Source organism: Variovorax sp. AB1(2024), assembly GCF_037482385.2.
Taxonomy (GTDB): Bacteria; Pseudomonadota; Gammaproteobacteria; order Burkholderiales; family Burkholderiaceae_C; genus Variovorax.
Genome location: NZ_JBBHKP020000001.1, coordinates 2,222,299 through 2,242,209, shown reverse-complemented (window position 1 = coordinate 2,242,209; position 19,911 = coordinate 2,222,299). Strand labels below are relative to the sequence as shown.

Sequence of the window (19,911 nt, the reverse complement as noted above, 5' to 3'; positions counted from 1 at the left end):
CGCTTGTGTCGGAATCGAGGTCGATCCTAAAATCAACCGAACGGTCGGTCAATAGTGTTTGCACGCCAGGCCGCCTCCCACGAAGGACGAAAGAGACACGCAATGACTGAGCCTTTGGTACTCATCAGCAACGCGGGCGCGGTGCGCACGCTGAGCCTGAACCGCCCCGCGGCGCTCAACAGCTTCACCACCGGGCTGCATGCCGAGCTGATGGCCGCCCTCGAAGCGGCGGCGAACGACGAGGTCGTGCGCTGCGTGGTGCTCACCGGCGCCGGCCGCGCCTTCTGCGCGGGGCAAGACCTGGCCGACCCGTCGGTCGCGCCCGACCCCACGCCCGGTGCCGCGCCCAAGGACCTGGGCCATGTCATCTCCAGCTACTACGCCCCGCTCGTCGCGCGCCTGCGCTCGATGCCGGTGCCGGTGGTTGCCGCCGTCAACGGCGTGGCCGCCGGCGCGGGCGCCAACCTGGCGCTGTGCTGCGACCTCGTGGTGGCGGGCCGCTCGGCCAGCTTCATCCAGGCCTTCACCAAGATCGGCCTCGTGCCCGACACGGGCGGCACCTGGCTGCTGCCGCGCCTCGTCGGCTCGGCCCGCGCGCTGGGCATCGCGATGCTCGGCGACAAGCTGCCCGCCGAGGAAGCCGCGCGCATCGGCCTGATCTGGCAGTGCGTGGACGACGCGGCCCTGGCCGAAACAGCCGCCGCGCTCGCCACGAAGCTGGCGGGCATGCCCACCCGCGCCCTCGTCGCCACCCGCCAGACCATGGCCGCCGCGCAGGACATGGACCTGGACACCGCCCTCGCCGAAGAAGCCCGCATCCAGCGCGACCTGGGCAACGCCGACGACTACCGCGAAGGCGTCGAGGCCTTCCGCGCCAAGCGCGCGCCCGTCTTCAAGGACCGCTGAGCATGACCGACACACAACGCACGCCGCAGCAGACGGCCGAATACGTCCGCGACGGCATGTTCGCCAACGACAACGCCACCAAGGGCCTGGGCATGCGCATCGTCGAGGTCGGCCCCGGCCAGGCCACGATCGAGATGCGCGTGCGCTCCGAAATGCTCAACGGCCACGCCACCTGCCACGGCGGCTTCATGGCCACGCTGGCCGACTCCACCTTCGCCTTCGCCTGCAACTCGTACAACGAGCTGACCGTGGCCTCGGGCTTTTCCATCGACTTCATCGCCCCGGCGCGCGAGGGCGACCTGCTCACCGCGCGCTGCCACGAGGTGTCGAAGGCCGGCCGCACCGGCGTGTACGACACCGAAATCACCAACCAGCGCGGCGAGCGCATCGCGATGTTCCGCGGCCGCTCCTACACGGCCAAGGGCCGCCCCGCCGTCGCTGCCTGAGGAGACATCCAGACCATGACAGCCAGACACCCCGCCCCCGGCGAACTCGACCCCATCGAAACCGCCAGCCGCGACGAGATCGCGGCACTGCAGCTCACCCGCCTGCGCGCCACGCTGCAGCGCGCGTACGACAACGTGCCGCACTACCGCAAGGCTTTCGACGCCAAGGGCGTGCACCCGGGCGACCTGAAGTCGCTGGCCGACCTGTCGAAGTTTCCGTTCACGGTGAAGAGCGACCTGCGCGACAACTACCCCTTCGGCATGTTCGCCGTGCCGCGCACGCAGGTGGCGCGCATCCATGCCTCGTCGGGCACCACCGGCAAGCCGACCGTGGTGGGCTACACGAAGAACGACATCGACACCTGGGCAGACCTGGTCGCGCGTTCCATCCGCGCGGCCGGCGGGCGTGCCGGCGACATGATCCACGTGTCCTACGGCTACGGCCTGTTCACCGGCGGCCTGGGCGCGCACTACGGCGCCGAGCGCGCGGGCTGCACCGTCATCCCGATGTCGGGCGGCCAGACCGAGAAGCAGGTGCAGCTCATCCAGGACTTCAAGCCCGACATCATCATGGTCACGCCCAGCTACATGCAGGTGATCATCGAGCAGTTCGAGCGCCAGGGCCTCGACGCGAAAGACAGCTCGCTGAAGATCGGCATCTTCGGCGCCGAGCCCTGGACCGAAGCCATGCGCCGCGACATCGAGGCCAAGGCCGGCATCGACGCGGTGGACATCTACGGCCTCAGCGAAGTGATGGGCCCGGGCGTGGCCAGCGAATGCGTGGAGAGCAAGGACGGACCCGTGATCTGGGAAGACCACTTCTACCCCGAGATCATCGACCCCGAGACCGGCGAGCTGAAGGCCGACGGCGAAGAAGGCGAACTGGTCTTCACCTCGCTGAGCAAGGAAGCCATGCCCATCGTGCGCTACCGCACGCGCGACCTCACGCGGCTGTTGCCGCCCACCTCGCGCGCGTTCCGCCGCATGGGCAAGATCGTCGGGCGCAGCGACGACATGATGATCATCCGCGGCGTCAACGTCTTTCCCACGCAGGTGGAGGAGATCGTGCTCGCGCACGAGCGCCTGTCGGGCCTCTACCAGGTGCACGTGCGCCGCGACGGGCTGCTCGACGAGGTCGAGGTGCACTGCGAGCTGCAGCCGCGCACGAGCATCGACGAGAGCGAACGCAAGGCCATCGCGAGCTGGGTGCAGGACCGCGTGAAGACGCTGGTCGGCATCTCGACCACGGTGCGCGTGTTCGACCCCGACTCCATCGAACGCACGCAGACCGGCAAGGCCCGGCGCGTGTTCGACACCCGGCCGCGCTGAGCGCGCGCCGCTTCAACCCTCTTTCCAAAGGACACGCACATGTACACCCAGGCAATGGACACCATGGGCAAGGACGCAGGCGACGGCAAGCAGAAGGCCGTGCGCTCCGCCGAAGAGATGCGGCTCGAGGAGCGCTTCGACGCCCACATCGACGCTGGCGACTTCATCGAGGCGAAAGACTGGATGCCCGAGCACTACCGCAAGACGCTGGTGCGGCAGATCAGCCAGCATGCGCACTCGGAAATCGTCGGCATGCTGCCCGAGGGCAACTGGATCAGCCGCGCGCCCACGCTCAAGCGCAAGGCCATCCTGCTGGCCAAGGTGCAGGACGAAGGCGGCCACGGCCTCTACCTGTATGCCGCGGCGGAGACGCTGGGCACCTCGCGCGACCAGATGTTCGACGCGCTGCACAGCGGCAAGGCCAAGTACAGCTCGATCTTCAACTACCCCACGCTCACCTGGGCCGACATGGGCACCATCGGCTGGCTGGTCGATGGCGCCGCCATCATGAACCAGGTGCCGATCTGCCGCTGCTCGTATGCGCCGTATGCGCGCGCCATGATCCGCATCTGCCGCGAGGAAAGCTTCCACCAGCGCCAGGGCTATGAAGCCCTGCTCACCATGATGACCCACGGCACCGACGCGCAGAAGGCCATGGTGCAGGACGCGGTCAACCGCTGGTGGTGGCCCTCGATCATGATGTTCGGCCCGCCGGACGACCAGTCGCCCAACAGCGCGCAGTCGATGCGCTGGGGCATCAAGCGCTTCAGCAACGACGAGTTGCGCCAGAAGTTCGTCGACGCCACGGTGGAGCAGGCGCGCATCCTCGGCGTGACCCTGCCCGACCCCGACCTGAAGTGGAACGAGGAGCGCCAGGCGCACGACTTCGGCGCCATCGACTGGAGCGAGTTCTGGCGCGTGATCGGCGGCGACGGCCCCTGCAACCGCGAGCGGCTGCAGGCCCGCGTCGACGCCTGGGAAGAAGGCGCATGGGTGCGCGAAGCCGCGATGGCCCATGCCAACAAGCAACCGATGAAGGAGGCGGCATGACCGTCGAACAGAAACAAGAGTGGCCCCTGTGGGAAGTATTCGTGCGCAGCAAGGCCGGCCTCGACCACAAGCACTGCGGCAGCCTGCACGCGGCCGATTCGAAGATGGCGATCCAGATGGCGCGCGACGTGTACACCCGCCGCCAGGAAGGCAGCAGCATCTGGGTGGTGCGCTCCGAGCAGATCGTGGCCAGCGACCCGGGCGACAAGGACATGTTCTTCGACCCGGCGGAAGACAAGGTCTACCGCCACCCGACCTTCTACGCGCTGCCCAAGTCGGTCGACCACATGTGAGCAGGGCCAGGACCATGCAAGCATCGATCGAACTGAACCGCACGCCCGCCGTGCAATACCTGCTGCGCATCGGCGACACCTGCCTCGTGCTGGCACAGCGCCTGGGCGAGTGGTGCGGCCACGCGCCAGTGCTGGAAGAAGACATCGCGATGGCCAACATCGCGCTCGACCTCGTCGGCCAGGCCCGGGCGCTGCTCACCCACGCCGGCAAGCTGGAAGGCGCCGGCCGCGAGCATGACGAAGACCAGCTCGCCTACCTGCGCGAGGAGCGCGACTACTTCAACCTCACCATCGCCGAGCTGCCGCGCGGCGACTTCGCCTTTGCCGTGGTGCGCAACACCATGGTGTCGACGCTGCTCAAGCTGCTGTGGCAGCGCCTGGCCGCATCGAGCGACGCCGAGGTGGCCGCCATCGCCGGCAAGGCGGTGAAGGAAGCGCGCTACCACCAGCAGCACTCGGGCGACTGGGTCGTGCGCCTGGGCGACGGCACGGAAGAATCGCGCCGCCGCACGGAGAAAGCGCTGAAGCAGCTCTGGCTCTACGTGCCCGAACTGTTCGAGAGCGACGCCGTGGATGCCGAAGCCAGCGCCAGCGGCCTCGGCCCGGCCTGGAGCGAACTGCGCGAGCCCTGGCTCGCCGACATGCAACAGGTGCTGGACGCCGCCGGCCTCGCCATGCCCAAGGAAGCCGCCTTCCGCAGCACCGGCAAGCACGGTGTGCACAGCGAGCACATGGGCTACATCCTGGCCGAGATGCAGCACCTGCAGCGCAGCTTCCCCGGAGGCGTGTGGTGATGAACGCGCTGGCGTCGCGCGTCGATGCGGCGTGGGCCGTGCTCCACACGGTGCCCGACCCCGAGGTGCCGGCCGTGTCGGTCTGCGACCTGGGCATCGTGCGCGACGTGATCGAGCACGAAGACGGCCTGGAGATCGTGCTCACGCCCACCTACTCCGGCTGCCCCGCCACCGAAGCCATCGAGCACGACGTGCTGGCCGCCGTCGAGCAGGCCGGCCTGGGCCGTGCTCGCGCCACGCTGCGCCGCGCGCCCGCATGGACGAGCGACTGGATCAGCGAGGAAGGCCGCGCCAAGCTCAAGGCCTACGGCATCGCGCCGCCCGCCCACCTCACCCCGGAAGCCGCGGCCAACACTGCCATGCCGATCAAGCTCTTCGGCCGCATCGCCGGCGAGCGCATCGCCTGTCCGCGCTGCGCGAGCGAGCGCACCGAGCGCCTCTCCGCATTCGGCTCCACCGCCTGCAAGGCCCTGTACCGCTGCATGGCGTGCAAGGAGCCGTTCGAACACTTCAAGCCGATCTAGAAAAGCACCCCCGCGATGAGCACCCTCTTCCATCCCCTGCGCGTGAAGGCCATCGAGCCCGACACGGCCGAGGCCGTCATCGTGTCCTTCGAAGTCCCCACCGACCTGCAGGAAGTGTTCGGCTTCACGCAAGGCCAGTACCTCACGCTTCGCAAGGACATCGACGGCCAGGACCTGCGCCGCTCCTATTCGATATGCGCCGGCCTCGACGACGGCGAGCTGCGCGTCGGCGTGCGCAAGGTGCGCGGCGGCGTGTTCTCCAACTGGATCAACGCCAGCCTGCAGCCCGGCGACACCCTGCAGGTGATGGCGCCGCAGGGCCGCTTCTTCGTGCCCATCGAGCCGGCCTCGGCGCGGCACCACGTCGGCATCGCGGGCGGCAGCGGCATCACGCCGATCCTGTCGATCATGAAGACGGTGCTGGCGCGCGAGCCCGCGAGCCGCTTCACGCTGATCTACGGCAACCGCCAGCTGCAGTCCACGATGTTCAAGGAAGAAATCGAGGACCTGAAGAACCGCTACATGACCCGGCTGGTGCTGCAGCACGTGTTCTCCGACGAGCACACCGATTCGCCCCTGGGCTTCGGCGTGATGAACCGCGAGAAGATCGGCGAATTCCTGCAGAGCGTGGTGCCCGCCGCGCAGATCGACCATGTGTACGTGTGCGGCCCGTTCCAGATGAACGACGAGGCCGAGGCCGCGCTGCTGGCGGCGGGCGTGCCCGAGGAGCGCATCCACATCGAGCGCTTCGGCGTGGCGCTGCCCTCGGCCACGCAGGTGGGCGCGGTGGTGCACGAGGCCCAGCCCGGCGACGCCAAGCAGTCGCGCATCACCATCGTGCGCGACGGCCTGCAGCGCGAGATCACCTTCACCGAAGGCCAGCCCAGCATCCTCGACGCGGCTTCGGCGGCGGGGCTGGAAGTGCCGTTCTCCTGCACGTCGGGCGTGTGCGGCACATGCCGCGCCAAGCTGGTGGACGGGGAAGTCCGAATGGAGCGCAACTTCGCTCTCGACAAGAATGAGGTGGCCGCGGGTTTCGTGCTGACCTGCCAGGCGCACCCCCTCACCGAATGCGTCACGCTCTCCTTCGACGAGCGGTGATAGATACTTCAGTCCTCAACAATTTTTCAACCCGGAGACAAGTCCAAATGAAATTCTTCAAGCCCCTGCTGATCGCAGCGCTGTGCGCCACCGCCGCCGCCTCGTGGGCCGACGTCAATGTCGGCGTCACCATCTCGGCCACCGGCCCGGCAGCATCGCTGGGCATCCCCGAGAAGAACACCATCTCGCTGATGCCCAAGACGATCGGCGGGCAGAAGATCAACTACATCGTGCTGGACGACGCCTCCGACACCACCGCGGCCGTCAACAACACGCGCAAGCTCATCGCAGAGAACAAGGTCGACGTGATCCTGGGCTCGACCACCACGCCGGCCTCGCTCGCCATGATCGACGTGGCCAGCGAAGCGCAGACGCCGATGATCTCGGTGGCCGCGTCGGCCCGCATCATCGAGCCGATGGACGCCAAGAAGAAGTGGGTGTTCAAGACGCCGCAGAACGACATCATGATGTCCCTGGCCATCGCCGAGCACATGGCCGCCAACGGCGTGAAAACCGTCGCCTTCATCGGCTTCTCCGACGCCTACGGCGAAGGCTGGTCGCAGGAATTCGCCAAGGCCGCCGACCTGAAGAAGATCAAGGTCGTGGCCAACGAGCGCTATGCCCGCACCGACACCTCGGTGACCGGCCAGGCCCTGAAGATCATGGCCGCCAAGCCCGACGCGGTGCTGGTGGCCGGCTCCGGCACGCCGGCCGCGCTGCCGCAGAAGACGCTGAAGGAACGCGGCTACGGCGGCAAGATGTACCAGACCCACGGCGTGGCCAACGCCGACTTCCTGCGCGTGGGCGGCAAGGACGTGGAAGGCACCTTCCTGCCCGCCGGCCCGGTGCTGGTGGCCGACCAGCTGCCGGCCAGCAACCCGGTGAAGAAGTCCGCGCTCGCCTATGTGTCCGCGTATGAGGCCGCCTACGGCAAGGGCTCGGTCTCGACCTTCGGCGCGCACGCCTGGGACGCCGGCCTGCTGATGAGCTCGGCCGTGCCGGCCGCGCTGAAGAAGGCGCAGCCCGGCACGCCCGAATTCCGTGCGGCGCTGCGCGACGCGCTGGAGCAGACCAAGGATGTGTCCGGCGCGCACGGCGTGTTCAACATGACCGCGCAGGACCACCTGGGCCTGGACCAGCGTGCGCGCGTGATGGTGAAGATCGAGAACGGCGCCTGGAAGTATCAACCCTGATCCTGGGCTCACCCCCAGGCTCCGCGCACTTCGTGTCGCTTCTCCCACCCCCTGCCGGGGGCAACACCTGAGGCCCGGCAAAGCCGGTTCCTCGGTGTTCCTGAACTGAGTCACGGGCGACGCCCGAAGGTTGTTTTATGGATTTGCAGATTGCCCTGTTGCTGGGGCAGGACGGCATCGTGAACGGCGCGGTCTACGGACTGATGGCGCTCGCGCTGGTGCTGGTGTTTTCGGTCACGCGCGTGATCTTCATCCCGCAGGGCGAGTTCGTCGCCTTCGGTGCGCTCTCCATGGCGGCGCTGCAGGGCGGCCGCGCGCCTTCCACGCTGTGGCTGCTGCTGGCGCTGGCGGTGATCGTGCTGGTGGTGGAAGCATGGCGCTGGAAGCGCGGCGCCGTCGTCGACTGGCGCTCGGCGCTGACATGGTGCGTGGCCTTCCCGGCCGTGGCGGCCGTGCTGATACTGGGCTTCAAACCCACGTCGCTCGCGATGCAGTCGCTCGCCACGCTGGTGCTGATCGCGCCGCTGGGCCCGCTGCTCTACCGCGTCGCCTACCGCCCGCTGGCCGACGCCAGCGTGCTGATGCTGCTGATCGTCTCGGTGGCGCTGCACGGCGTGCTGGTCGGCCTGGGGCTCTTCTTCTTCGGTGCCGAGGGTTCGCGCACCAGCGCGTTCTCCGAGGCGCGCTTCGACCTCGGCGGCATTCCGGTCAACGGACAGTCGCTGGTGGTGGTCGGCGTCACGCTGGTGCTGGTGATCGCCATGTTCTGGTTCTTCGGCCGCTCGATGATCGGCAAGGCGCTGCGCGCCACCGCCATCAACCGCGTGGGCGCACGGCTGTCGGGCATTCCCACCGAACTGTCGGGCGACCTGAGCTTCGCGCTGGCCGCCGTCATCGGCGCCATCTCGGGCCTGCTGATCGCACCCATCACCACGGTCTACTACGACACCGGCTTCCTGATCGGCCTGAAGGGCTTCGTGGCCGCCATCGTCGGCGGGCTCGCGAGCTATCCGCTGGCGCTCGCGGGCGCGCTGCTGGTCGGCCTGCTCGAAGCCTTCTCTTCCTTCTGGGCCAGCGCATACAAGGAAGTGCTGGTGTTCACCCTGATCATTCCGGTGCTGCTGTGGCGCTCGCTCAACAGCCATCATGTGGAGGACGAGGAATGAACCCGTCTCCCTCGACCACCGCTTCTACCGCCGCGAACGCGGCGCCCGAGGGCCGCCCGCTGGTGACGCCGCGCGTGCTCACCCTGGTCTTCATCGTCGCGCTCGCGCTGGCCTGGGGCTGGCTGCCCGAGTTCACCGTCTCGGTGCTCAGCAACATCGGCCTCTACGCCCTGGTGGCGGTGGGCCTCGTGCTGCTGACCGGCGTGGGCGGCATGACCTCCTTCGGCCAGGCTGCCTTCGTCGGCATGGGCGCGTATGCCACGGCCTGGATCTGCACTTCGCCCACGGCCGCCGGCTGGCTCGGCGGCCTCGCGGGCTCGGCGCTGGTGCCCTGGCTCGGCCTGCTGCTGGGGCTGGTGCTGACCTTCGCGCTGGCCTGGGCGCTCGGCGCGGTCACGCTCAAGCTTTCGGGCCACTACCTGCCGCTGTGCACCATCGCCTGGGGCCTGAGCCTGTACTTCCTGCTCGGCAACATGGAATTCCTCGGCGGCCAGACCGGCATCACCGGCGTTCCGCCGCTGGTGGTGGCGGGCGTCTCCTTCGCCACGCCGCGCATGCTGGGCGTGGTGATCTGGGCCGTGCTGCTGCTCGCGCTGTGGGCCATGCACAACCTGCTCGACTCGCGCGAGGGCCGCGCCATCCGCGCGCTCAAGGGCGGCCGGCTGATGGCCGAGTCGATGGGCGTGGACACCGCGCGCCACCGCATCAAGCTGTTCGTGCTGGCGGCCCTGCTCGCGGCCATCTCGGGCTGGCTCTATGCGCACATGCAGCGCTTCGTGAACCCCACGCCTTTCAACCTCAACATCGGCATCGAGATGCTGTTCATGGCGGTGGTGGGCGGCGCGGGCCACCTGTGGGGCGCGGTGCTCGGCGCCACGCTGATCACGCTGCTCAAGGAGAAGCTGCAGGACGTGCTGCCCGCGCTGCTGGGCACCAGCGGCAACTTCGAGGTGGTGGTGTTCGGCCTCTTGATGCTGTTCGTGCTGCAGCGCTTTGCCGACGGCCTGTGGCCCACGCTGGCGCGGCTGTCGCGCCGCTGGGTGCGCGAAGTGCCGCGCGCCGCCGGCGCCGGTCCCGCCGCATCGACGATGGAGCCGCTCGCACAGCGCGCGGTGCCCGCCGCCGGCACCCTGCTGCTGCAGGCCGACGGCGTGAGCAAGCGCTTCGGCGGCCTGGTGGCCAACAACGACATCTCGATGACGCTGAAGGCCGGCGAGGTGCATGCGCTGATCGGCCCCAACGGCGCCGGCAAGAGCACCTTCTTCAACATGATCTCGGGCGTGGACGACCCGACCACGGGCGAAGTGCGCCTGGTAGGCCAGCCGATGTCGGGCAAGCCTTCGCGCGCCTTTGCCGCGCTGGGCCTGGGCCGCACCTTCCAGCACGTGCGCCTGCTGGGCCAGCGCAGCGTGGCCGAGAACGTCGCGCTCGGCGCCCACCTGCGTGCGAAGCGCGGCTGGCTCGCGGCCATGCTGCGCCTGGACCGCGCCGAAGAAGCCGCGCTGATGGCAGAAGCCCGCAAGCACATCGACCGATGCGGCCTCGGCGCGCATGCCGAGACGCCCGCCGCATCGCTCTCCCTCGGCCAGCAGCGCGTGGTGGAAATTGCCCGCGCGCTCGCCGCCCAGCCTTCGGTGCTGCTGCTCGACGAACCCGCCGCCGGCCTGCGCCACCTGGAAAAGCGCGCGCTCTCCGAACTGCTGAGCCAGCTGCGCGCCGAAGGCCTCGGCATCCTGGTGGTGGAGCACGACATGGAATTCGTGATGAACCTGGCCGACCGCATCACGGTGCTCGAGTTCGGCACCGTCATCGCCACCGGCACGCCCGCCGAAGTGCAGGCCAACCCGCGCGTGCTCGAAGCCTACCTGGGCGGCGCCGACGACGAACTGCTGGAAGACGCACGATGAGCCATCCCATTCTTCAACTGGAAGACTTCTGCGTTGCCTACCGCACCGTGGAAGCGGTGCACGGCGTGCGCCTGCAGGTGAACGAAGGCGAGATCGTCACGGTGATCGGCCCCAATGGCGCCGGCAAGACCACGCTGCTGTGCGCGGCCATGGGGCTGCTGCAATCGACCGGCCAGCTGATGCTGGACGGCGAGCGCATCGCGCGCCCCGGCGTCGAGACCATGGTGGCGCGCGGCGTGGCGCTGGTGCCCGAGCGGCGCGAGCTGTTCGGCGAGATGTCGGTCGAAGACAACCTGCTGCTCGGCGGCTTCTACCAGTGGCGCAAGGGCAAGCGCGACCAGCGCGCGCGCATGGACGAGATCTTCGAGATCTTCCCGCGCCTGAAGGAACGCCGCCCTCAGATGGCCTCCACGCTCTCGGGCGGCGAACGCCAGATGCTGGCCATCGGCCGCGCGCTGATGGCGCGCCCGCGCCTGCTGATGCTCGACGAGCCCTCACTGGGCCTGGCGCCGCTGGTGGTGCGCGAAGTGCTGCGCGTGGTGTCGCAGCTGCGCAGCCACGGGGTGTCGGTGCTGCTGGTGGAGCAGAACGCACGCGCCGCGCTGCAGGTGGCCGACCGCGCCTATGTGCTGGAGATGGGCGCCGTGGCGCTCGAAGGCAAGGCGCGCGACCTGCTGCATGACCAGCGGATCATTGATACCTACCTGGGTATCGGCAAGAAGGATTGAACGGTTTTTCTCCCTCCCCTTCCGGGGGAGGGTTGGGGTGGGGGCACGGCGGCCGCTGACAGGGCACAGCGCCGAACCGATGCCGCTGGCCCCCATCCCCGCCTTCCCCCAGAGGGGGAAGGAGCAAGACAGACATCGCGAAAGGACCCGCACCATGACCACCACCCTCCAAAGCTACATCGCCGGCCGCTGGATCGGCCAGCAGGCCGCGCAGCAGCTGCGCAGCGCCGTCAACGGCCAACCCGTGGCAAGCACCCACGCCGAGGCCATCGACTTCGCGGAGGCCCTGCAGTACGCGCGCCGCACCGGCATTCCCGAGCTCATGAAGCTCGACTTCCAGCAGCGCGCCGAGCGCCTGAAGGCGCTGGCCAAGTACATCGCCGCGAACAAGGAAACGCTCTACGCCATCTCCGCCCACACCGGTGCCACGCGCGCCGACAGCTGGATCGACATCGAAGGCGGCGCGGGCACGCTGAGCGCCTATGCCGGCATCGGCACCAACGAGCTGCCCTCGGGCAACCTGGTGCACGAAGGCCCGGCCTTCCCGCTCGGCAAGAAGGGCGGCTTCGCGGGCACGCACATCCTGGTGCCGCGCGGCGGCGTGGCGGTGCACATCGACGCGTTCAACTTCCCGGTGTGGGGCCTGCTCGAGAAGTTCGCGCCCAGCTTCCTCGCGGGCATGCCCTGCATCGGCAAGCCGGCCACGGCCACCAGCTACCTGACGGAAGCGCTGGTGCGGCTCATCGTGCAGTCGGGCATCCTGCCCGCGGGCAGCCTGCAACTGGTCATCGGCAGCACGGGCGACCTGCTCGACCGGCTCGAAGGGCCCGACGTGGTCACCTTCACCGGCTCGGCCGACACCGCCGCCAAGCTGCGCGTGCACCCCAACATCGTGCGCCAGTCGATCCCGTTCAATGCCGAGGCCGACTCGCTGAACTGCGCGATCCTCGCGCCCGACGTGACGCCCGACGACGAGGAGTTCGATCTCTTCGTGAAGGAGGTCGCGCGCGAGATGACCATCAAGGCCGGCCAGAAGTGCACCGCCATCCGCCGCGCGATCGTGCCGCGCCAGCACCTCGACGCGGTGGCCGAGCGGCTGCGCGCGCGGCTGGCCAAGACCGTGGTCGGCGACCCGTCGCGCGAAGAAGTGCGCATGGGGGCGCTGGCCTCGCGCGACCAGCAGGCCGACGTGGCCGAGCGCGTGGCCACGCTGCTGCAGGGCGCGGAGCTGGTGTACGGCGAGCGCGACGGCTTCTCGCCGGTGGGCGACGGCGTGGGCGAAGGCGCCTTCTTCGCGCCCACGCTGCTGCTGAGCCGCAAGCCGCTGGAGCACGACGCCGCGCATGACGTCGAGGCCTTCGGCCCCGTCAGCACGCTGATGCCCTACGACGGCATCGACGAGGCGCTGGCACTGGCCGCGCGCGGCCGCGGCAGCCTGGTCGGCACGCTGGTCACGCGCGACCCGGCCATCGCCGCCAAGGCGATTCCCGTGGCTGCCGCATGGCACGGCCGGCTGCTGGTGCTCGAGCGCGAGGCCGCGGCCGAATCGACCGGCCACGGCTCGCCGCTGCCGCAGCTCAAGCACGGCGGCCCGGGGCGTGCCGGCGGCGGCGAAGAGCTCGGCGGACTGCGCGCCGTCAAGCACTACCTGCAGCGCACCGCATTGCAGGGCTCGCCCACCATGCTGGCCGCCATCACCGGCGAGCATGTGCGCGGCGCGGCCGTGCGCGAGAGCGAGGTGCATCCGTTCCGCCGCTACTTCGAAGACCTGCGGGTCGGCGACTCGCTGCTCACGCATCGCCGCACGGTCGGCGAGGCCGACATCGTGGCCTTCGGCGGCATCTCGGGCGACTATTTCTACATGCACTTCGACGAGGTGGCGGCGAAGCAGTCGCCGTTCGGCAAGCGCATTGCGCACGGGTACTTCGTGCTGTCGGCGGCGGCCGGCCTGTTCGTCTCGCCCTCGCCCGGCCCGGTGCTCGCCAACTACGGCCTGGACACGCTGCGCTTCACCAAGCCCGTGGGCATCGGCGACACCATCCAGGCGCGCCTGACCTGCAAGCGCAAGATCGACCGCAACAAGAAAGACGCCAGCGGCCAGGGCCAGGGCGTGGTGGCCTGGGACGTGGAAGTGACCAACCAGGACGGCGAGCTGGTCGCCAGCTACGACATCCTGACGCTGGTCTCCAAGAAGCCGGAAGCGGTGCAGGCATGACGACGATGTTCGACCTCACGGGCAAGGTCGCGCTGGTCACGGGCGGCAACGGGGGCATCGGCCTCGGCATGGCGCAAGGACTTGCCAAGGCCGGCGCGCGCGTCATCGTGGCCGCGCGCAACACGCAGAAGTCGGCCGCCGCGGTCGAGGCGCTGAAGGCGCTGGGCAGCGACAGCTTCGCGCTCGAAGCCGACGTGAGCGACGAGGCCTCGGTGCAGAAGCTGTTCGACGAGGCCGCCGCGCGCTGCGGGCGGCTCGACATCCTCATCAACAACGCCGGCACCACGGTGCGCAAGCCTGTCGACCAGCTCGCGCTGTCCGAATGGCACAAGGTGATGGACACCAACCTCACCAGCGCCTTCCTGTGCAGCCGCGCCGCGCATGCGCACCTGAAGGCCGCGGGCGGCGGCAAGATCATCAACATCGGCTCGATGATGTCGATCTTCGGCGCGCCCTATGCGCCGGCCTACGCCGCGAGCAAGGCCGGCATCGTGCAGCTCACCAAGTCGACCGCGCTCTCGTGGGCGCCCGACAACATCCAGGTCAACGCGATCTTGCCCGGCTGGTTCGAGACCGAGCTCACCGACGGCGCGCGCAGCCAGATCCCGGGCCTGTACGACCGCGTGGTGGCCCGCGCCGCCGCCGGCCGCTGGGGCCAGCCGGGCGACATCGCCGGCACCGCCGTGTTCCTGTCGAGCGCCGCGTCCGACTACGTGACGGGCACCGCGATTCCCGTGGACGGCGGGTTTTCTATAGCCGGATAGATCAACGCGGCCGTGTAAATTCGGCCGCCATGCTCTTCTGGTTCCAGATCTTCGCCTTCATTGCCGGCACCGCCGCGCTGCTCTACGCTTCGCGCGGCCCGCTGAGCCGGCCCGGCTCGCACGGCTTCTACCGCTTCTTCGCATGGGAATGCATGCTGGTGCTGGCGCTGGTCAACCTGCCGTGGTGGCATGACGATCCGTTCTCGGCCAGGCAGATCGTCTCCAGCATCTTCTTCGTGCTGTCGATCTGGCTGCCGATCCATGCGGTGCGCCTGCTCAAGGCGCAGGGCAAGCCGACAGAGGCGCGCAGCGACGACCCCGCGCTCTACGGCTTCGAGAAGACATCCGCCGTCGTCAGCAGCGGCGCTTTCCGCTACATCCGCCACCCGATGTACACCGCGCTGATGCTGCTGGCCTGGGGTGCGTTTCTCAAGCAGTTCAGCTGGCTCACGCTGCTGCTGGTGCTCGCGGCCACGGTGCTGCTGTTCATGACGGCGCTGCGCGACGAGCAGGAATGCATCGCGCATTTCGGCGATGCCTACCGCGACTACATGCGGCGCACGCGGCGCTTCATTCCCTTCGTTCTGTAGCTGCACGGCGCGGGCGCGCGCCTTATACCGCAGGCCCGTGCCGCTACCTTGCGGGATGCTGACCCGCACGATCAGGTTCCGTTCACACGAACCTCCTAGCATTCCCGCATGCTTCTCGCACGCGTCCGCCATTTCGCCAGAGCGCACTACCGTTGGTGGTGCGTGGCGGGCCTGCTGCTGGTTGTTCTCCAGCCCTTCATCGCGGTCCATTACCGCTGCGACGGCCTGGAAGACGAGCCGATGCTGCGGGTGCGCAGCGTCAGCGACACCACGCAGTTCGAGGCCGACGATCGCGCCGACCACCCGAGCGACCACGAGACCACGGTCTTCGCCCAGGCGCCGGCGAGCATCGACCACCCCGACGCCTTCGACTTCGGGCTGAGCGCGCTCATGGCCATGGTGCTCGCGATGCTGCCGCTGGCCGTGGCCTTGGCACGGCTTGCCACGCCCATCGTGCGCGAAGCGCCCGAGCACGTGCCGCCGCACGGCGGCGCGCCGCCCTGCGCGCAGCCCTGGCGGCGCCTGCCGCCCACCGCCGCCCCGCCCTACGGGATCTGAGAAACCGGCGCCTCGCGCGTCGCGTCCTCCCGCTGACGTCTGCGCAGCGGGCCTCTCTTCCTCGTCGAAAGGACTGACATGTCCAAATTTTTCAGGTGCGCCTGCCGCACCTTGCGCAGCCCTGCGCCTGTTGTTTGCATCCATCCGCAAGGAGTGGCGCCATGGACGCGCTGAACCTCGCCTTCTTTCACTGGATCCACGCCGGCAGCCATCCCACGCCGTGGGTGCTCTCGGTCGCCGTCGCCTTCGCGCTGTGGGGCAGCTGGCTCGCCGCGGGCATCGTCGTGGTGGCGCTGTGGCGGCAACGCGCCGACCGCGCCTACCTGTGCATCGTGGCCGCCGCCGCCGGCGTGACTTCGCTGATCGCGCACACCATCGCCACGGGCCTCAATGTTCCTCGCCCGTTCGCGGCGGGGCTGGGCCAGGCCTACATCGAGCATGCGAGCCGCGGCTCGCTGCCGAGCACGCACGCGGCCGTCATGTTCATGGTCGCCCTGGCCTTCATGCTGCGCCCCAGCCTGCGCCGCATCGGCGTGCCGCTGCTGGCGCTGGCCGCCGCCACCGGATGGGCGCGCGTGTACGTGGGCGTGCATTTCCCGCTCGACATCGTCGCCGGCCTGCTGCTGGGCGCGGTGATTGCCGGCGCGATCGCCATCGCGCGGTGGCTCTTTCTCTTCTTCGTCCCGCGAACTGGCCGCGCATCCGCCGACAGTCCGGCGACCAGCTCTCTCTGGAGGCACTCATGATCTCTTCGTCCGCCGCAAGACATTCGCGCCCCGGTGCCGGCATCGCTCCCGGCGCGGTCCTGCCGCCCCACACCTCGGGCACCCCCGAGCCGCTGGCCCAGGCCGGCATGCCCGACGCACCCGCCCCCGACGCGCGCAGCATCTCGTGCGTCATTCCCTGCTACAACGAGGCGGCCAACCTGCGCCTCATGCTGCCGCTGCTGGAAGACATCCTCTGGGCCACGCGGCTGCGCTGGGAAATCATCGTGGTGGACGACGGCAGCACCGACGACACCGCCGCCGTGGCCGAGGCATGGTGCGAGCTCGCGGGCTTCCGCTGCATTTCACTGTCGCGCAACTTCGGCAAGGAAGCCGCACTCACCGCCGGCCTTGCGGCGGCCACCGGCGACGCCGTGGTGCTGCTCGACGGCGACCTGCAGCACTCGCCCGAGCTGATCCACGCGATGCTCGCGCAATGGACGGCCGGTGCCGAGGTGGTCTACGCGGTGCGCGAGCAGCGCAGCGACGAAAGCCGCTTCAAGCGGCTCGGCAGCAAGCTCTTCTACGGCCTCGTCAATTCTTCGGACCGCTTCGAGGTGCCCAAGGACGCGGGCGACTTCCGCCTGATGGACCGCAAGGTGGTGGACGCGCTCATGGCCATGCCAGAGCGCAGCCGCTTCATGAAGGGCCTCTACGCCTGGGTGGGCTTCCGCGCCGTGGCGCTGCCCTACACGCCCGCGCCGCGCGCCGAAGGCACCACCAAGTTCAACGCGCGCCGGCTGATCGGCCTGGCCATCGACGGCCTCACCGCCTTCACCACCTGGCCGCTGCGCATGGTGAGCGTGGCGGGCCTCCTGCTCGCGGTGCCGGCCTTCGGCTACGGCACTTTCGTGACCATCGACCACCTGCTGTTCGGCAACTCCGTGTCCGGCTGGACCACCATCGTCGTGAGCCTGATGTTCTTCATCGGCATCCAGATGATCTCCACCGGCATCGTGGGCGAGTACATCGCCCGCATCTACGAGGAGGTGAAGGGGCGTCCGCTGTACGTGGTCCGGCGCGAACACGGCAAGGGACTCCAGGCCGAGCCCGGGAAACCATGAGACGGCCCGGCTCCGCCTGGTGGACATCGCCCCGACCCCTCTGGCTCATTGCCGCGCTGTTCGCGTGGCTGCTCGCGACCGCTTGGGTGCGCCCGCTGATGGCGCCCGACGAAGGGCGCTACGGCAGCGTGGCGCTGGCGATGCTGCATTCCGGCGACTGGCTGGTGCCGCGGCTGGACGGCCTGCCCTTCTTCCACAAGCCGCCGCTGTTCTACTGGATCGGCGCGGCGGCGATGTCGGTGGCGGGCCCGGTCGAATGGGCGGCGCGGCTGCCTTCGATCATCGGCGCGGGCACGGCGGCGGCGGCGCTGTTCCTGTTCCTGCGGCGCTGGTCGACGATGCGGCAGGCGCTGCTGTCGACCGTGGTGCTGGTGACCACCCCCTTCTTCTTCCTGGGCGCGCAGTTCGCCAACCTCGACATGCTGGTGGCCGGCTGCATCTCGGCCACGGTGCTGCTGGCCGCCGGCGCGGCGCTGGCGCGGGAGCGCGGCGAGCCCTGGCGCGCCCTGCTCGCGGGCGCCTACCTGATGGCCGCGGCCGGGCTGCTGGCCAAGGGACTGATCGGCCTGGTGCTGCCCGGTGCGGTGCTGGTGCTGTGGTGCGCCGCCACGCGCAAGACCGTGGTGCTGAAGCTCGCGCTCTGGCTGCCGGGCTGGGCGATCCTGCTGGCGGCGGCGGGCCCGTGGTTCGTTGCCATGCAGCTGAAGTACCCCGAGTTCTTCGACTACTTCGTCATCACCCAGCACTTCCGGCGCTTCGCTTCGTCGGGGTTCAACAACGAGCACCCGTTCTGGTTCTACGTACCGGTGCTGGCGGTGCTCACGCTGCCGTGGTTCGCGTGGGTGCTCGTGCCGCGCGGCAAGGACGGGGAGCCCCGGTCGCGCCTGTCCGACGTCGACTGGCTCATGTGGATCTGGCTGGCGGTGATCGTGGTGTTCTTCTCGCTGCCGCGGTCCAAGCTGGTGGGCTACGTGCTGCCCGCGCTGCCGCCGCTGGCCTGCCTGATCGCGCAGCGCGTGCTGGCCGGGCGCGCTGTCGAGAAGCTGCTGCCCAGGATGCGCGCCACGTCGGCGGTTGCGGCCGTGCTGTGCGTGGCATGCGTGGTCGCGGTCGCGCTCTACTCGGTGCCGCCGGGCACGCGGCTGCGGCTGCCGGCCGGCCAGTCGGTGGCGCCGGGCGACCAGGTGATGATGCTCGACAGCTACTACTACGAGATTCCCTTCTACTGGAACCTGCGCCAGCCGGTGCTCGTGTCGGACGACTGGAAGGCCGCCGCCACCGACACCCGCGACAACTGGCGCAAGGAGATCTTCGACGCGAGCCGCTTCGAGCCCGCGCGCGCCGACGCCACGCTGATCGACAGGACGCAGCTGGCGCCCGTGCTGTGCGTGCCGCGCACCACCTGGCTGGTCGGGCCGATCGCCTCGCAGCTGTCGAACCCATGGCTGGGCAAGGCGCAGCTGGTGGCGGTCAACGAAAGCATCGCGGCCTGGCGCTTCGCGGGGAGCGCCACGCGCGATCCGGACTGCCTGGGCACCCCTGCCTCCGCGCCCGCCGGTGCCGCCATACCATCCCCTCCCGTGCCTGCCCCCTCCACGAATGGCAATGACTGACACCACCGGCCCGCTGGAACCGACGATGCGCCACCTCTGCGTGTGCGCGGACGACTTCGGCATGAGCCCCGGCATCAACGCCGCCGTGCTCGAGCTAGCCGAGCTGGGCAAGATCTCCGCGACCAGCGGCATGGTGCGGCGCGGCGCATGGGCCGCGGGCGCACGGGCGCTGCGGCGGCTGGACGCCACCCGGCTGGACGTGGGCCTGCACCTGGACCTCACGCGCCCCGACACGCCCGACGGCCCCGAGCCCGGCCTCGCGGGGCTGATCGCACGGACCTACACGCGCACCGTGTTCTCGCCCGTGCTGCACGCCGACATCCGCGACCAGTTCACCCGCTTCGAAGACGCGATGGGCCGTGCGCCCGCGTTCGTCGACGGCCACCGGCATGTGCACCAGTTCCCGGTGGTGCGCGAGCTGCTGGTCGACGAGATCGTGCGCCGCTACCCGAAGTCGCCACCGTGGGTGCGCTATACCGCGCCCGTCGACCGTAGCGGCCCCGACCGGCTGAAGGCCCGCGTGATCCATGCGCTGGGCGGCGCGCGGCTGGCAGCGCTCGCCGCCGAGCACGGCATTCCGGTGAGCCGGCGCCTGCTCGGCGTGTACGACTTCACCGGCGACGTGCAGGGCTACGAAGCGCGCCTTGCCGACTGGCTCGCGGCCTGCCGCACAGGCGACGTGCTGATGTGCCACCCCTCGACCGGCATCCAGCCCGGCGATCCGCATGGCTCTGCGCGCATGCGCGAATACGCGGTGCTGCGCGCGCTCTCGCTGCCACCCCAGGGGCAAGCCGGCGCGATCGCGATCACGCCGCTGTCGCAGGTCTTCAGGCGCGGCGAACTCGCCCACGCGTAGGCCCCCGCCATGTGCAACACGGGGGCGCTAACATGCGCGCCTCCTCATCC

At 69.4% G+C, this 19,911-nt stretch carries 20 protein-coding genes; all 20 read left to right on the top strand.

Annotated features, from left to right (window positions below):
- Positions 1-102 precede the first annotated feature (102 nt).
- The 20 genes from WIX39_RS10445 to WIX39_RS10350 all read left to right on the top strand — a co-directional run bounded on the left by WIX39_RS10445 (position 103) and on the right by WIX39_RS10350 (position 19,861).
- Positions 103-906: an enoyl-CoA hydratase-related protein gene (locus WIX39_RS10445; RefSeq protein WP_106935489.1), complete on the top strand. Its 804-nt coding sequence runs from the start codon at positions 103-105 to the stop codon at positions 904-906.
- A gap of 2 nt (positions 907-908) precedes the next feature.
- Positions 909-1,352, top strand: coding sequence for a hydroxyphenylacetyl-CoA thioesterase PaaI (gene paaI, locus WIX39_RS10440; protein ID WP_106935490.1), 444 nt, complete (start codon positions 909-911; stop codon positions 1,350-1,352).
- 15 nt (positions 1,353-1,367) lie between these two features.
- Positions 1,368-2,681 (top strand): phenylacetate--CoA ligase PaaK, encoded by a 1,314-nt coding sequence (paaK, locus tag WIX39_RS10435; protein ID WP_106935491.1) that lies wholly within the window; start codon positions 1,368-1,370, stop codon positions 2,679-2,681.
- Positions 2,682-2,720: 39 nt separating this feature from the next.
- Positions 2,721-3,731 (top strand): 1,2-phenylacetyl-CoA epoxidase subunit PaaA, encoded by a 1,011-nt coding sequence (paaA, locus tag WIX39_RS10430; RefSeq protein WP_081265692.1) that lies wholly within the window; start codon positions 2,721-2,723, stop codon positions 3,729-3,731.
- Positions 3,728-4,024 (top strand): 1,2-phenylacetyl-CoA epoxidase subunit PaaB, encoded by a 297-nt coding sequence (gene paaB / locus WIX39_RS10425; RefSeq protein ID WP_081265691.1) that lies wholly within the window; start codon positions 3,728-3,730, stop codon positions 4,022-4,024. The genes paaA and paaB overlap by 4 nt, the downstream gene beginning before the upstream one ends.
- Before the next feature lie 14 nt (positions 4,025-4,038).
- Complete coding sequence (paaC, locus tag WIX39_RS10420) at positions 4,039-4,818, top strand: 1,2-phenylacetyl-CoA epoxidase subunit PaaC (protein WP_081265690.1); 780 nt, start codon at positions 4,039-4,041, stop codon at positions 4,816-4,818.
- Positions 4,818-5,342: a 1,2-phenylacetyl-CoA epoxidase subunit PaaD gene (paaD, locus tag WIX39_RS10415; protein WP_106935492.1), complete on the top strand. Its 525-nt coding sequence runs from the start codon at positions 4,818-4,820 to the stop codon at positions 5,340-5,342. Before paaC ends, paaD begins: the two co-directional genes overlap by 1 nt.
- Before the next feature lie 15 nt (positions 5,343-5,357).
- Positions 5,358-6,443: a 1,2-phenylacetyl-CoA epoxidase subunit PaaE gene (gene paaE, locus WIX39_RS10410; RefSeq protein ID WP_106935493.1), complete on the top strand. Its 1,086-nt coding sequence runs from the start codon at positions 5,358-5,360 to the stop codon at positions 6,441-6,443.
- Positions 6,444-6,490: 47 nt separating this feature from the next.
- Positions 6,491-7,636: an ABC transporter substrate-binding protein gene (locus WIX39_RS10405; protein ID WP_081265687.1), complete on the top strand. Its 1,146-nt coding sequence runs from the start codon at positions 6,491-6,493 to the stop codon at positions 7,634-7,636.
- A 137-nt stretch (positions 7,637-7,773) separates the two neighbouring features.
- Entirely contained in the window at positions 7,774-8,802 is a 1,029-nt protein-coding gene (locus tag WIX39_RS10400; RefSeq protein WP_081265686.1) for a branched-chain amino acid ABC transporter permease, read from the top strand.
- Positions 8,799-10,709 (top strand): branched-chain amino acid ABC transporter ATP-binding protein/permease, encoded by a 1,911-nt coding sequence (locus WIX39_RS10395; RefSeq protein WP_285412255.1) that lies wholly within the window; start codon positions 8,799-8,801, stop codon positions 10,707-10,709. The genes WIX39_RS10400 and WIX39_RS10395 overlap by 4 nt, the downstream gene beginning before the upstream one ends.
- Positions 10,706-11,437 carry an ABC transporter ATP-binding protein gene (locus WIX39_RS10390; protein ID WP_081266386.1) on the top strand — a complete coding sequence of 244 codons (732 nt, stop codon included), beginning with the start codon at positions 10,706-10,708 and terminating at the stop codon, positions 11,435-11,437. Before WIX39_RS10395 ends, WIX39_RS10390 begins: the two co-directional genes overlap by 4 nt.
- Positions 11,438-11,591: 154 nt before the next feature.
- The gene (gene paaZ, locus WIX39_RS10385) at positions 11,592-13,652 is read left to right on the top strand and encodes a phenylacetic acid degradation bifunctional protein PaaZ (protein WP_081266387.1); all 2,061 of its coding nucleotides are present in this window, start codon (positions 11,592-11,594) and stop codon (positions 13,650-13,652) included.
- The gene (locus WIX39_RS10380) at positions 13,649-14,416 is read left to right on the top strand and encodes an SDR family NAD(P)-dependent oxidoreductase (protein ID WP_234382796.1); all 768 of its coding nucleotides are present in this window, start codon (positions 13,649-13,651) and stop codon (positions 14,414-14,416) included. The genes paaZ and WIX39_RS10380 overlap by 4 nt, the downstream gene beginning before the upstream one ends.
- A gap of 29 nt (positions 14,417-14,445) precedes the next feature.
- Complete coding sequence (locus tag WIX39_RS10375; RefSeq protein WP_081266388.1) at positions 14,446-15,006, top strand: methyltransferase family protein; 561 nt, start codon at positions 14,446-14,448, stop codon at positions 15,004-15,006.
- Between the two features lie 108 nt (positions 15,007-15,114).
- The gene (locus WIX39_RS10370) at positions 15,115-15,564 is read left to right on the top strand and encodes a hypothetical protein (RefSeq protein WP_205367840.1); all 450 of its coding nucleotides are present in this window, start codon (positions 15,115-15,117) and stop codon (positions 15,562-15,564) included.
- A gap of 161 nt (positions 15,565-15,725) precedes the next feature.
- Positions 15,726-16,310, top strand: coding sequence for a phosphatase PAP2 family protein (locus WIX39_RS10365; RefSeq protein WP_106935497.1), 585 nt, complete (start codon positions 15,726-15,728; stop codon positions 16,308-16,310).
- Positions 16,307-17,392, top strand: a complete 1,086-nt coding sequence (locus WIX39_RS10360; RefSeq protein ID WP_106935498.1) for a glycosyltransferase family 2 protein — start codon at positions 16,307-16,309, stop codon at positions 17,390-17,392. The genes WIX39_RS10365 and WIX39_RS10360 overlap by 4 nt, the downstream gene beginning before the upstream one ends.
- Positions 17,389-19,005, top strand: coding sequence for an ArnT family glycosyltransferase (locus tag WIX39_RS10355; protein ID WP_409195012.1), 1,617 nt, complete (start codon positions 17,389-17,391; stop codon positions 19,003-19,005). The genes WIX39_RS10360 and WIX39_RS10355 overlap by 4 nt, the downstream gene beginning before the upstream one ends.
- Positions 18,998-19,861 (top strand): ChbG/HpnK family deacetylase, encoded by an 864-nt coding sequence (locus WIX39_RS10350; RefSeq protein WP_409195011.1) that lies wholly within the window; start codon positions 18,998-19,000, stop codon positions 19,859-19,861. The genes WIX39_RS10355 and WIX39_RS10350 overlap by 8 nt, the downstream gene beginning before the upstream one ends.
- The last annotated feature ends 50 nt before the right edge of the window (positions 19,862-19,911 follow it).